The sequence below is a fragment of the Streptomyces sichuanensis genome, assembly GCF_020328095.1.
Classification (GTDB): domain Bacteria; phylum Actinomycetota; class Actinomycetes; order Streptomycetales; family Streptomycetaceae; genus Streptomyces; species Streptomyces cinnamoneus.
This window is the reverse complement of record NZ_JAIXMK010000187.1, coordinates 1-12705: the sequence shown is the minus strand read 5'-3', so window position 1 is coordinate 12705 and position 12705 is coordinate 1. Positions and strand designations below refer to the sequence as shown.

The 12705-nt window shown below is 70.9% G+C and carries 12 protein-coding genes and 1 tRNA gene; 10 read left to right on the top strand and 3 right to left on the bottom strand.

Going from position 1 to position 12705, the window contains the following annotated elements; translation table 11 throughout:
• The 3 genes from LE181_RS30315 to LE181_RS30305 form a co-directional block, all read left to right on the top strand.
• A partial coding sequence (locus LE181_RS30315; protein ID WP_225664716.1) for an AIM24 family protein occupies positions 1–951 on the top strand: 951 nt, incomplete at its 5' end.
• Between the two features lie 11 nt (positions 952–962).
• Complete coding sequence (locus tag LE181_RS30310) at positions 963–1646, top strand: AIM24 family protein (RefSeq protein ID WP_225664715.1); 684 nt, start codon at positions 963–965, stop codon at positions 1644–1646.
• A 17-nt stretch (positions 1647–1663) separates the two neighbouring features.
• A complete protein-coding gene (locus tag LE181_RS30305) occupies positions 1664–2422 on the top strand; it encodes an AIM24 family protein (RefSeq protein WP_225664714.1) in 759 nt (252 codons plus the stop codon).
• Positions 2423–2535: 113 nt separating this feature from the next.
• Here the strand turns inward: LE181_RS30305 and LE181_RS30300 are convergent, their stop codons facing one another.
• Both LE181_RS30300 and LE181_RS30295 read right to left on the bottom strand, forming a co-directional pair.
• The gene (locus LE181_RS30300) at positions 2536–3057 is read right to left on the bottom strand and encodes an NUDIX hydrolase (RefSeq protein WP_225664713.1); all 522 of its coding nucleotides are present in this window, start codon (positions 3055–3057) and stop codon (positions 2536–2538) included.
• Positions 3054–4472: a zinc-dependent metalloprotease gene (locus LE181_RS30295; protein ID WP_225664712.1), complete on the bottom strand. Its 1419-nt coding sequence runs from the start codon at positions 4470–4472 to the stop codon at positions 3054–3056. Before LE181_RS30295 ends, LE181_RS30300 begins: the two co-directional genes overlap by 4 nt.
• Before the next feature lie 203 nt (positions 4473–4675).
• Between LE181_RS30295 and LE181_RS30290 the strand changes: the two genes are divergently transcribed.
• The 4 genes from LE181_RS30290 to LE181_RS30275 all read left to right on the top strand — a co-directional run bounded on the left by LE181_RS30290 (position 4676) and on the right by LE181_RS30275 (position 7927).
• Entirely contained in the window at positions 4676–5800 is a 1125-nt protein-coding gene (locus LE181_RS30290; protein WP_225664711.1) for an SDR family oxidoreductase, read from the top strand.
• A 118-nt stretch (positions 5801–5918) separates the two neighbouring features.
• The gene (locus tag LE181_RS30285) at positions 5919–6377 is read left to right on the top strand and encodes a molybdenum cofactor biosynthesis protein MoaE (protein ID WP_372458545.1); all 459 of its coding nucleotides are present in this window, start codon (positions 5919–5921) and stop codon (positions 6375–6377) included.
• A 213-nt stretch (positions 6378–6590) separates the two neighbouring features.
• Entirely contained in the window at positions 6591–6752 is a 162-nt protein-coding gene (locus tag LE181_RS30280; protein ID WP_190111469.1) for a hypothetical protein, read from the top strand.
• An 86-nt stretch (positions 6753–6838) separates the two neighbouring features.
• On the top strand, positions 6839–7927 hold the full coding sequence (locus tag LE181_RS30275) for a YlbL family protein (protein ID WP_225664709.1): 1089 nt from the start codon (positions 6839–6841) through the stop codon (positions 7925–7927).
• 37 nt (positions 7928–7964) lie between these two features.
• Here LE181_RS30275 and LE181_RS30270 read toward each other — a convergent pair whose 3' ends face one another.
• Complete coding sequence (locus tag LE181_RS30270; RefSeq protein ID WP_225664708.1) at positions 7965–8549, bottom strand: PPA1309 family protein; 585 nt, start codon at positions 8547–8549, stop codon at positions 7965–7967.
• A 144-nt stretch (positions 8550–8693) separates the two neighbouring features.
• On the opposite strand from LE181_RS30270, the gene LE181_RS30265 reads away from it, so the two are divergent.
• From LE181_RS30265 to LE181_RS30255, 3 genes are all read left to right on the top strand, one after another.
• On the top strand, positions 8694–11579 hold the full coding sequence (locus LE181_RS30265) for a UPF0182 family membrane protein (RefSeq protein ID WP_263869588.1): 2886 nt from the start codon (positions 8694–8696) through the stop codon (positions 11577–11579).
• A gap of 42 nt (positions 11580–11621) precedes the next feature.
• Positions 11622–11695: transfer RNA gene (locus LE181_RS30260), tRNA-Met, on the top strand.
• Positions 11696–11966: 271 nt separating this feature from the next.
• Positions 11967–12705 (top strand): tetratricopeptide repeat protein (locus LE181_RS30255; protein WP_225664706.1); only part of this gene is annotated, 739 nt, incomplete at its 3' end.

The window sequence follows — 12705 nt, the reverse complement described above, 5'->3', positions numbered from 1 at the left end:
GTGGCACCCCAGGTGCACGCGGCCCCCACCCTCGCCGCGCCCCTCGCCCCGCCCGGATTCTTCTCCGGCGGCCAGACCCCGCCCGGCGGCACTGTCCCGCCGCCCCCCGGCCCGCCCGGCGTGCCCGGCCAGCCCGGCCCGTACGGCCAGCCCGGGCCGGCCGCCCAGCCCTACCCCGCCCAGCAGCAGTCCTACGGCCAGCCCGTCGCCCCGCCGCAGCCCCACCCCGGGCCCCAGGCCCCCTACGGCGCCCCCGCCGCCCCGCAGCACCACGCCGGTGCCGCGCCGGCCCCCGGCGTCCAGGTGGCCTTCGACAAGTACCGCGAGGCGCCCAACGGGCAGCGCTGGACCCTGCAGAACCACAGCCTCATCCGCGTCGACCTGGGCGCGGACCCGCAGCCCGTGCTCGCCCGGCAGGGCAGCATGGTCCTCTACCAGGGCAAGGTCGACTTCGGCTACAAGGGCGCCGGCTTCATGGGCCGCATCGTCGGCAACGCGACCGGCCAGGAGATGCAGCTGATGCGCTGCACCGGCCGCGGGCAGGTCTTCCTCGCCGAGAACTCGGCCCACCTGCACCCCATCCAGCTGGAGAACGACGCGATCTGCGTCTCCGCCGACGCCGTGCTCGCCTTTGACGAGTCGCTGCACCACGAGGTCCGCCGGATCGACGGCCACGGCATCCCCGGCGGCGCCCTGTTCACCATGCAGTTCCAGGGCACCGGAACCGTCGTCGTCAAGACGCACGGCACCCCGGTCGTGCTGCCCGTCACGCCCACCACCTACGCCGACAGCAACGCCATCGTCGCCTGGTCGGCCGGTTCCCAGGTCGTCATCTCCAGCCAGGTGCGCCTGCGCCGCACCCCCTACCCGGGGCAGAGCGGAGAGACCGTCAACCTCCAATTCCGGGGCGCCCCCGGGAACTTCATCGTCGTCCAGCCCTACGAGGTCTGAGGGAGCCCGTCATGGACCAGTCGCTGATCGCGGGCCACGCCCCGACCCCGCCCGCCGCCCGCATGGAGAACCACGGCAACAGCATGCTCAAGGTCGCCATGCAGAGCGGCCACGACCTGTTCGCCCGCACCGGCTCGATGGTCGCCTACGAGGGCTACATCCAGTACGAGGCGAACGCCCCCGCCGTCCGCCAGATGGCCTCCCAGTGGCTCACCGGCGAAGGCGCACCGCTCATGAAGTGCACCGGTGACGGCATCCTCTACCTCGCCGACTACGGCGCGGACGTCGTCTGCCTCAACCTCAACGGCGAATCGGTGTCCGTCAACGGCACCAACCTCCTCGCCTTCGACGCCCACCTCCAGTGGGGCGTCGAACGCGTCAAGGGCATGGCCAAGTTCGCCGGCCAGGGCCTGTTCAACGTCGTGGTCAGCGGCACCGGATGGGTCGCACTGACCTCCCGCGGCACGCCCGTCGTCGTCGACTGCGGAAGCGGCGAGGACGAGACGTACGTGGACCCCGACGCGCTCGTCGCCTGGTCCACCCACCTGAAGATGAAGGGGAAGCGCAGCTTCAAGGCTTCATCGATGATCGGCCGCGGCAGCGGCGAGGCGTACCAACTGGGCTTCTCCGGCCAGGGATTCGTGGTCGTACAGCCCAGCGAGGACAGCACCGACCGGCTCCGGGCCCGGGGCTGAGGGGGACGACGACACACATGCAGAGCCCGCTTTTCGCCCACACCGAGGCCCAGACGCAGGACCGCTACGCCCTGCAGAACCCGCAGCTGCTGCGCGTCGCCCTCACCGGCCACGACGACGTGCTCGCCCGCAAGGGCTCGATGGTCGCCTACCAGGGCCTGATCGAGTTCGACGGCGAGTACCGCACGCCCAGCCAGCAGTACGCCCAGGCGCACACCGGCGAGGGCCTGGACCTTATGCGCTGCTCCGGCCAGGGCACGGTCTACCTCGCCAACCTCGCCCAGTACGTCCACGTCGTGGACGTCGGCCGCGAGGGCCTGACCGTCGACGGCGGCTACGTCCTCGCGCTGGACTCCACCCTCCACTGGGAGACGATCATGGTGGACAGCCAGCAGGGCATCTCCGGCACCGGCGCGTACAACCTCAACATCACCGGCCAGGGCAAGGTCGCCCTGATGACCTCCGGACAGCCGCTGATGCTCCACTCCACGGGGCAGAACTACGTCTACGCCGACGCCGACGCGGTCGTCGCCTGGTCGTCGTCGCTGCGCGTCAGCATGCAGGCCCAGACGTCCTCGTCGAGCGTGTGGCGGCGCCGCGGCAGCACGGGCGAGGGCTGGGAGCTGTCCTTCCAGGGCCAGGGCTACGTGCTCGTCCAGCCCAGCGAGCTGCTGCCGCCCCAGGGCGCGCAGATCGGCCAGGGAGTCGCCGCCCAGTACGGCTTCGGCCAGAACGGCGCCCACGGCCAGAACCAGGGCAACATCTGGTCGAACTGACCGGCGGCTCACCCCGTCGGCGAAGGAACATCGGTAAGGGGCGGTCACCACGGTGACCGCCCCTTACCGATGGGCGCTGAACGGCGAGCGATGACGGCCGCCGCACAGACCCGCTACAGGCGCGCGAGCGTCCGCTGCACCAGCTGGACCACCGAGTCGTCGGCGACCGTGCCCACCTCCGCGTACGGGAACCAGCGCAGATCCAGCGACTCGTCGCTGATGGCCTCCACCGCACCCTCGGGCACCACGGCCGCGTACTGCACGTCCAGGTGCCAGTTGCACGGCGCCGGGATCGGATGCCGGTCCAGCCGCACCGGACCGCCCGGCAGCAGCGACAGACCCGCGATGCCGGACTCCTCCGTGGCCTCCCGCAGGGCGGCCTCCTCCAGCGTGGCGTCACCGGGCTCGCAGTGGCCGCCCATCTGCAGCCACATCTGCAGCTTGCGGTGGAGCGTGAGCAGCACCTTGCCGGCCGCCGGGTCGATCACCAGCGCGCTCGCCGTGACGTGCCCCGCCTGACACGGCTTCCACATGCCGTCCGGATGCGCGGCCAGGTGATCCAGGTAGAGGCCGCGCAGCTCCTGCTGGCCCTCGTACTCCTTCAGGACGAGGACCGCGTTCTCGTGCAGGCTCACCGGCCGCCCTCGCCCTTGTCGCCGTCCTTGTCGCCGTCCTCGGGCTTCTTCTGCTCGGCGCCGCGGGCCGCCTCGCCCAGCATCTTGTCGAGCTCGGAGAAGTCCAGGTGCTCGCGGTGCACGAAGCCGTCGGGGTCGTCCAGGTCCGCGGCCGTCGGCAGCATGTCCGGGTGCTCCCAGAGGCCGTCACGGCCCTCCAGGCCCCGCGCGTCCGTCAGCGACGCCCACAGCCGGGCGGCGTCCCGCAGACGGCGCGGACGCAGCTCCAGGCCGATCAGCGTGGCGAACGTCTGCTCCGCCGGACCGCCCGAGGCGCGGCGCCTGCGCAGCGTCTCGCGCAGCGCGTCGGCGGACGGCAGGTGCGGCGCGGCCGCCGCGTGCACGACGGCGTCCACCCAGCCCTCGACCAGCGCGAGCGCCGTCTCCAGGCGGGCCAGCGCCGCCTTCTGCTCCGGGGTGTCCTCCGGCTGGAACATGCCCTGCTGGAGCGCCTCCTGCAGCTGCTCCGGGTGCGACGGGTCGAGCTGGCCGACCACGTCCTCCAGCTTCGACGTGTCGACCTTGATGCCGCGGGCGTAACCCTCGACGGCGCCGAACAGGTGCGAGCGCAGCCACGGCACGTGCGCGAAGAGCCGCTGGTGGGCGGCCTCGCGCAGGGCCAGGTACAGGCGCACCTCGTCCTGCGGGACACCGAGCCCGGAACCGAACGCCTCGATGTTCACCGGCAGCAGCGCCGCCTTGCCCGCGGGGCCCAGCGGCAGGCCGATGTCGGTGGAACCGACCACCTCGCCCGCCAGCACGCCCACGGCCTGACCGATCTGGGTGCCGAACATGGCACCGCCCATGCTGCGCATCATCCCGAGCAGCGGGCCCGCCATGGCCTGCATCTCCTCGGGCAGCACGCCGCCCATGGCCGCCCCCACGCGCTCGGCGACGGGATCGACCAGGTCCTTCCACACGGGCAGGGTCGCCTCGACCCACTCCGCGCGGCTCCAGGCGACGGCCGTGCCCGAGCCCGACGGCAGGGACGTCACACCGTCCAGCCACAGGTCGGCCAGGCGCACCGCCTCCTCGACCGCGGCGCGCTCGCCCGCCGAGACGCTGGCGTCCTTGCTGCCGTCCGCCGTGCCCTGGGCCACGGTCTGGCGCGCGATGTCCTTGGCCATGTCCCAGTTCACCGGGCCGCCCTCGTAGGAGAGCATCTGCCCCAGCTGCTGGAAGGCGGCGCCAAGATCGCCCGGGTTCATGGACCCGAACATCGCGGCGAAGGGGTTGTCCCCACCGCCGGCGGGCCCGCCGAACCCGAACGGATTCGAGGGTTGCTGGCCGCCCTGGCCACCGCCCTTCTTCTTGCCGTCGTCGCCGTTCTCCGGCTCCTCCGGCGGAAGACCGAATCCGAATGGGGTGTCACTCACGGGTTTCCTCGGCTCGTAGGGCCGCCGGAGGAACCGGCGGCGAAATGCCCGACAACACCACCAAGCGTAGACACCCCGCCGCTATCCGGGCTTGGTGCTCCGCTCGCCCGGGGCCTGCGGCAGGATGGACGTCACCTGGTACGTACGCGTCATGGCAAAGGTGATGGCACATACGTACTGAAGACAACCGCTGGAGACGCCCGGTGAGTTCCCCTGATCGAGAAGTTCGCGCAGCGCGAAACGGTTCCGCGCCGAGCGGTGCGACCGCCCACGGCCGACGCCCCGTGGTGGCCGTCACCGGTGCCGCCCGCGGCGTCGGAGCGCTGCTCACGCGGCGGCTGGCCGCGTCCGAGGAGATCAAACACGTCGTGGCGATCGACGAGCGCCGCGGTGACGTGACCGAGGCGCAGTGGCACGTGCTGGACGTTCGCGACCCGGTGATCGCCGAGAAGCTGCGCGGCGTCGACGTCGTCGTCCACCTCGCGCTCGACCTGGACCTGGAGACCGACGACGCGGCCCGCACCGCCTACAACGTGCGCGGCACCCAGACCGTGCTGACGGCCGCGGCCGCCGCCGGCGTGCACCGCGTGGTGCTGTGCACCTCCGCCATGGTCTACGGGGCCCGCCCCGACAACGACGTGCCCCTCGCCGAGGACGCCGAGCTGCGCGCCACCGCGGAGGCCACGGGCGTGGGAGACCTGCTGGAGATAGAGCGGCTGGCCAGGCGTGCGCCCCGCGCGCACCCCGGCCTGAACGTGACCGTGCTGCGGCCCGCCGTCCTGGTCGGCGGCACCGACACCGCGCTCACCCGCTACTTCGAGTCGCCCCGCCTCCTGGTGGTCGCCGGATCCCGGCCCACCTGGCAGTTCTGCCACGTGGAGGACCTGGTCGGCGCCCTGGAGTTCGCCGCCCTGGAAAAGGCGGAGGGAGAGCTCGCCGTCGGCTGCGACGGATGGCTGGAGCAGGAAGAGGTCGAGGAGCTCACCGGCATCCGGCGCATGGAGCTGCCCTCGGCCGTCGCCCTCGGCGCGGCCTCCCGGCTGCACCGCCTGGGCCTGACGCCCTCGCCCGCCGGCGATCTGGAATACACGATGCATCCCTGGGTGGTCAGCGGTCACCGTCTGCACGACGCGGGCTGGCGGCCCCGCTGGACCAACGAGGAGGTCCTCGCGGAGCTGCTGGAGGAGGTCGCCGGCCGGCACACGGTCGCGGGCCGCCGGCTGGGCCGCAAGGACGCCACCGCCGCGGGCGCCGCAGGCGCGACCGTCGCACTGCTGGGCACCGCCGCCCTGGTCCGCAGGGCCCGCAAGGCCCGCCGCCGGCTGTAGGACGGCCCCGCGGCCCGCCGAGGGCCCCCTGGGGCCCCGGGCCCCGCACGGGCCCGCAGGCAGCCGCTGGTCGAACCGCCGTTCCTCCCGGCGGCCTCCGTACGGCACGATGGACCGCATGGAGCGCACCCCCGAGTACCCCGGCGAACGCACGGCCGCCGACCCGATCCGGCTTCTGGCGGTCAGGGACACCCCGCTGTCCCTCGACGAGGTCTTCGCGGCGGTCGGCGACGACGCCGCGGGCGGCACCGCGCTCTTCGTCGGCACCGTCCGCGACCACGACGGCGGCGCGGACGTCACGGGCCTCGGCTACTCGTCCCACCCCACCGCGGAGGCCGAGCTGCGCCGCGTCGCGGAGAAGGTCGCGGCCGACTTCCCCGTCCGGGCCCTGGCCGCGGTGCACCGCGTGGGCGAGCTCGCCGTCGGTGACCTGGCGGTCGTGGTGGCGGTCTCCTGCGCGCACCGGGCGGAGGCGTTCGAGGCGTGCCGAAGACTGATCGACGACCTCAAGCGGGAGGTGCCGATCTGGAAGCACCAGAGGTTCGCGGACGGGACAGAAGAATGGGTCGGCGCGTAGCGCCGTCGAGCAGGGAGGTTGGGGGCACCTCCCAGCGGTAGCTGGGGGAGGGTCGGCGTCTCGTTGCCGCCCGGCTCCGCCAGGGTGGGTCAAACTCGCCCACTTATGGGCCTCCCTGGTTGCGTAACCGGCACCCTGACGTAAGCGTTGAGACCGAAGACGTCTAATCTGCTCATCAGTTCAGTTGTGATCGCGTAGGGGTCGGAGGCCGGCATGGCGGCGCTCGCTTGGTTGCTGATTCCGGTAGGTGCGGCGGTCGCGGCCGCCCTGTGGGGAAGCTGGGCGGCTCGGAACCGCAAGAGCGGTGATGTCGCGGAGCTGGCCGGTTATGAGAAGTTCCGGCGGGCGATGGAGCGGACCGAGTCCGGATCGTAACGACCGCTGTGGCGGAACGTCCGGTACCTGCCCCGTACGGACCGCCCCGGAAGTGGACTGTCGGACCCGTCCCGTACTGTCGTTCCATGCCCCGCCGCACCGCGACGATGCTCGCCTCCCTCTTGATGCTGATCGCGCTCCTGTGCGCAGGCGTGCTGATCCCCGTGCCCTACTCGGAGATGTCCCCGGGGCCCACGGTCAACACCCTCGGTGAGCACGGCGGCGAGCCGGTGCTGCAGATCTCCGGCCACCAGACCTACCCGACCACCGGTCACCTCAACATGACCACGGTCCGGGTGACGGGCTCGCAGTACCGCATGAATCTGGTCGAAGCGGTCTACGGCTGGATCGCGCACGACAATCTGGTCGTTCCGCACAGCACGCTCTACCCGGACGACAAGTCCCCGGACGAGCTGAACCAGGAGACGGCGGAGGAATTCAGCCAGTCCCAGGAGAGCGCCAAGGTGGCCGCGCTCAAGGAGCTGGGCATCCCGGTCGGCGCCCGCGTCGTGGTCTCCTCCGTGGTCAAGGGCAGCCCCGCCGAGGGGGCGCTGCACGCCGGCGACGTGATCAAGGCCGTCGACGGCACGGAGATCAAGCAGCCGGGCGACGTGGCCAGGCTGGTCACCCGGCACAAGCCGGGCGAGAAGGTGTCCTTCCTGATCGTGCCCGCCAAGGAGGCGGCCGCGGCGGAGAAGGAGAAGCGCCAGCCCAAGGCCGAGGACACGGTCACGCTCGTCACGCACAAGGCCCTCGACGACGACCGGGCCATCGTCGGCATCCAGGCCGGGACGGACCACACCTTCCCGTTCTCGATCAACATCAAGCTGGCCGACGTGGGCGGTCCGAGCGCCGGGCTGATGTTCGCCCTCGGCATAGTCGACAAGCTCACCCCGGAGGACCTCACGGGAGGCAAGTTCGTCGCCGGCACCGGAACGATCGACGACTCCGGGAAGGTCGGGCCGATCGGCGGGGTGCAGATGAAGACCGTCGGGGCCCGCGCCAAGGGCGCGCGCTACTTCCTGACCCCGAAGGACAACTGCGCGGCCGCCGCGAAGGACACCCCCTCGGGCCTGACCCTGATCAAGGTCGACACGATCAAGGACGCGCTGCAGTCCCTGGAGAAGCTCCGCAAGGGGGACACGGCCGGCCTGCCGCAGTGCGCGGCCCGCTAGCCGGTCCCCCCGGCCCGGCCGGCCCCCCCGGCGGCGGTCAGTCGGCGAACGTCGCCGCCAGGGCCTCCGCGAGGCCCGGCACCAGGTCGGCGCCGGTGAGGACCTCGGTGGGGGAGTCCTTCTCGCGCAGCCGCACGGCCGACTCACGGGCACCGTCGCGCAGCACCGCCACCGTCATCCGGACCTCCTGGCGGTCCGGGTGCTTGGCGACCCACGCGGCGAGCTGCTTCTCGTTCATGCCGTGGGGCACCGAAGCTTCGGCGGACGGCGGGAGCATCAGGCGCTCCACGGTCAGGGCGCACCCCGCCACGGCGTCGGGCCAGGCGATGGTGCCGAGGAATTCGTCGAGGGCGGTGCCGGGCGGCAGTTCCTCCTGCTCGATGGGGGTGTAGGAGGCGGTGTTCGCGGCCTCGTCGTCGAGACCGAGCTGGGCGGCCAGACCGGGCTCCTGGGTACGGAGCCTGGCCGTGTCGACCAAGGCGAACAGCCGTGCGGGCTGGTCCCAGCCGAGACCCGCCGCATACGTGTCGATTTCGAGCACGGCGCGCGTCAGCGAGCTGGCTGCCATGGGGGTGCTGGGCTCGTGCGAGCCGGGAAGGTTCGAACCGGTATTGCTGGACATGGTCAATATCGTGCCCTGAGAGAGCCCGAAAACGGGAACCGAGTAAAGCCTCGGTAAGTTGCAGCAGTGGGTCCCCTCATCCCCGGGGCCTGATCGACAGCTCCATCGACAGCGAACTTCGAGGTGCGCACCTTGGCTTTCCAGATGCCGGACCGCGGCGGAGGCCCCACAGGGCCACGGATCAGAGTCGGCCGACCGTCCCGGCGTGTCCGGACCCTGCTGACCACCCTGGGCGTGCTGGCGGTGCTGGCCATGCTCTTCGTCATGTTCGCCGGGTTCTGGACGGACTGGCTCTGGTACCGCTCGGTGCACTACTCGTCGGTGTTCACCACCACGCTCGGCACCAAGATCGGTCTCTTCGCCGTCTTCGGCCTGCTGATGTCCCTGGCGGTGGGAACGAACATCTGGCTGGCGCACCGCCTGCGGCCGCCGCTGAGCGCAATGTCGGCCGAGCAGCAGAGCCTCGACCGCTACCGCATGAGCATCGCCCCGTACAAGAAGTGGGTGCTGCTGGCGGTCACCGCGCTGGTCGGCCTGGTCGCGGGAGCCTCCGCCGCCGGCCAGTGGCGCACGTGGCTGCAGTGGGTCAACGGCGTGTCCTTCGGGCAGACGGACCCGCAGTTCCACAAGGACATCTCCTTCTACACCTTCGACCTGCCCTGGTACCGCTTCCTGCTGAGCTTCGGCTTCGCCGCGGCGGTCCTGTCGCTGATCGCGGCCGCGCTGGTGCACTACCTCTACGGCGGCCTGCGGCTGACCAGCCCCGGCGGCCGGGCCACCGCGGCGGCCACCGGCCACCTGTCGGTGCTGCTGGGCGTCTTCGTGACGCTCAAGGCCGTCGCGTACTGGCTCGACCGGTACGGGCTCGCGGTCAAGTCCAGCGGGCTGAAGTCGACCGAGGGCTGGACGGGCCTGCGGTACGTGGACGCCAACGCCTACCTGCCGGCCAAGACGATCCTGTTCATCATCGCGCTGATCTGCGCGGTGCTGTTCTTCGCGACGCTGTGGCGGCGCACCTGGCAGCTGCCGGTGATCGGCTTCGGCCTCATGGTGCTGTCCGCGGTGCTGATCGGCGGGCTCTACCCGGCGATCGTGCAGAAGTTCCAGGTCCAGCCGAACGAGCAGGCCAAGGAAGCGCCGTACATCAAGAAGAACATCAACGCCACGCGTGAGGCGTACGGCATCGACGGCGCCCAGGTGAAGGACTACCAGGGCACCAGCGACATCAAGGGCAAGGACAAGGAGAAGCTGCGGGCCGACGCCGACTCCACGGCCAGCCTCCGCCTCCTCGACCCGAACATCGTCTCGCCCACCTTCCAGCAGCTCCAGCAGGTGCGCGGTTACTACCAGTTCCCGTCCACCCTGGACGTCGACCGCTACAAGGTCGACGGCAAGGAGCAGGACACGGTCATCGGTCTGCGCGAGCTCAACATCAACGGCATTCCCGAGCGCAACTGGATCAACGACCACTTCAAGTACACCCACGGCTACGGCGCCATCACCGCGAAGGGCACCTCGACCGGCGACGGCGGTTCCCCGGACTTCACCGAGAAGAACCTGCCGACCGAGGGCAAGCTCGGCTCGTACGAGCAGCGGGTGTACTACGGCGAGAAGACCACGCAGTACTCGATCGTGGGCGGCCCGCAGAAGGAGCTGGACTACTCCGGCGACCAGGGCGAGAAGAGCTACAGCTACAAGGGCAAGAGCGGCGTCGACCTCTCCAACCCCGTCAATCGCGCGGCCTACGCCGTGGCCTTCGGCGAGCCCCAGATCCTCTATTCCGGGGCCATCGGAGAGGGCTCGCGGATTCTGTACAACCGCACGCCCAAGCAGCGCGTGGAATCGGTCGCCCCGTGGCTGACGATCGACGGCGACGCCTATCCGGCCGTGGTCGACGGGCGCATCCAGTGGATCGTCGACGCGTACACCACGACCAACGGCTATCCGTACGCCTCGCGCACCACCCTCGGTGACACCACCGCCGATTCCCTGACCACCGGTCAGCGGGCCGTGGTGGCCCAGCAGAACCAGGTCAACTACATCCGCAACTCCGTCAAGGCGACGGTCGACGCCTACGACGGCACGGTCAAGCTGTACCAGTGGGACACCAAGGACCCGGTGCTCAAGACGTGGATGAAGGCGTTCCCGGGCACGGTGAAGCCGAAGAGCGAGATCAGCTCCGGCCTGATGGACCATCTCCGGTACCCGCAGGACCTCTTCAAGGTCCAGCGTGAACTGCTCACCCGCTACCACGTCACCAATCCGGGGACGTTCTACACGGGAAGCGAGCGCTGGCAGGTGCCGGACGACCCGACCAACAAGTCGGGCAACGCCGTTCCGCCGTATTACCTGAGCATGCGGATGCCGGACCAGAAGCAGCAGTCCTTCTCGCTGACGACCACGTTCACCCCGAAGAGCCGGGAGAACCTCGGTGCGTTCATGGCCGTGGACGCGGATGCGAAGAGCCCGGACTACGGGAAGATCCGGGTCCTGAAACTGCCCGCCGAGAGCCCGACGTCCGGCCCCCAGCAGGTGCAGAGCAAGTTCAACGGCGATCCCGAGATCGCCAATAAGATCAATATCCTCAAGCGCGGCGACTCCGAGATCGAGTACGGCAATCTCCTGACCGTGCCGCTCGACGGCGGACTGCTCTACGTCGAACCCGTTTACGTGCGGGGCGCGGGCACCAACTACCCGCTCCTGAAGAAGGTTCTGGTCACCTACGGTGACAAGACGGCCTTCGAGGACAACCTCACGCAGGCGCTCGACGTGGTGTTCGGGGTCAAGGGCCCCGAGCAGGGCACCAAGCCGCCCGCCGAGGGGACGACCAAACCGCCGGCGACCCAGGACCCGACGGTCAAGCAGGCCCTCAAGGACGCCCAGGACGCCTTCGACGCCGGTCAGAAGGCGCTCGACAACAAGGACTGGGCGGCCTACGGCAAGGCCCAGCAGGACCTGAAGGACGCGCTCGAACGCGCCGCCAAGGCGGAGGCCAAGGCAGCACAGAACGCCCCCAAGCCGGGCAGTTAGCCGGTACCGCCCCGCGCCCGTGGTACGGTTGTTCCACAACGGCGCGGGGTGGAGCAGCTCGGTAGCTCGCTGGGCTCATAACCCAGAGGTCGCAGGTTCAAATCCTGTCCCCGCTACTGAAAGACAAGGCCCGGAGTCCTCGGACTCCGGGCCTTGTTGTACGTCCGGGGCCGTATGTCCGGGCGGCCCGAAGGCCCGACGGCCCTGCGGTGGACGGAAGACGGCCGGCGGCCGACCGGACACGCCTCGTCTGTGCGGGTTGTGTGCGGGGCTTTTGATTAGAGTTTGGGGCAGCGCCGTGTCGGGAAGTCGGGAAGTCGACAAAACGCCGAAGTGACCTCACTGGCTGCGGTATTCCAGGTGTACGCAGGTTGCGGGAGTGCGACGATGGGACTTATGGGGGACAAGGCGAGGCTGTTGGAAACGCGCCGGCTTGTAGCAGCTCCCGGGGACGGGAGCGATCAGGACGACCAGGACCCGTCGTTGTCCGGCCCGGGGGAGACCACCGCCCCGGACGCCGGCTGTGCCACCGAAGCGGCGGACCTGGAGCTGGAGACAGCACGCCGCCGCGCCGCCGAGTCCGGGGACCCCGCCTCCCTGAGCATGCTCGGAGCCCTGCTGCTGCGCCGCGGCGACCTCGACGGCGCCGAACGCCACCTGCGGGCCGCCACCGCCGAGGGCGACCGCTCCGCGGCCAACAACCTCGGCGTCCTGCTGCACCAGCGCGGCTACGCCGACGAGGCCGCCTCCTGGTGGCGTGTCGCTGCCGTCGCCGGATCCGCGCCCGCCGCCCACGCCCTGGGCCGCTACCACCGCGAGCGCGGCGACGAGCCGGCCGCCGAGTACTGGCTGCGCCAGTCCGCGGAGTCCGGCCACGCCCTGGGCGCCTACGCCCTGGCCGACCTGCTGGAGCACCGCAGCGACGTCGGCGCCGAACGCTGGTTCCGCTCCGCCGCCGAACGCGGCCACCGCGAGGCCGCCTACCGCCTGGCCCGGATACTCGACGGCCGGGCGCCGCGGGCGGGCTCCGCGCCCGGCGGCCTCGCCGGGAGCCTCGGCCCCGCCACCGGCACGCGGCACGTCTCCGCCGGCGGCGGCGACACCTCCGTCCGCGACCTGCGCGCCG

Bases quoted from the DNA above. Each gene is read 5' to 3' on its own strand.
- LE181_RS30270 (WP_225664708.1), bottom strand. From the start codon at position 8,549: ATGTCCAGCAATACCGGTTCGAACCTTCCCGGCTCGCACGAGCCCAGC.
- LE181_RS30285 (WP_372458545.1), top strand. From the start codon at position 5,919: ATGGAGCGCACCCCCGAGTACCCCGGCGAACGCACGGCCGCCGACCCG.
- LE181_RS30280 (WP_190111469.1), top strand. From the start codon at position 6,591: ATGGCGGCGCTCGCTTGGTTGCTGATTCCGGTAGGTGCGGCGGTCGCG.
- LE181_RS30265 (WP_263869588.1), top strand. From the start codon at position 8,694: ATGCCGGACCGCGGCGGAGGCCCCACAGGGCCACGGATCAGAGTCGGC.
- LE181_RS30310 (WP_225664715.1), top strand. From the start codon at position 963: ATGGACCAGTCGCTGATCGCGGGCCACGCCCCGACCCCGCCCGCCGCC.
- LE181_RS30275 (WP_225664709.1), top strand. From the start codon at position 6,839: ATGCCCCGCCGCACCGCGACGATGCTCGCCTCCCTCTTGATGCTGATC.
- LE181_RS30305 (WP_225664714.1), top strand. From the start codon at position 1,664: ATGCAGAGCCCGCTTTTCGCCCACACCGAGGCCCAGACGCAGGACCGC.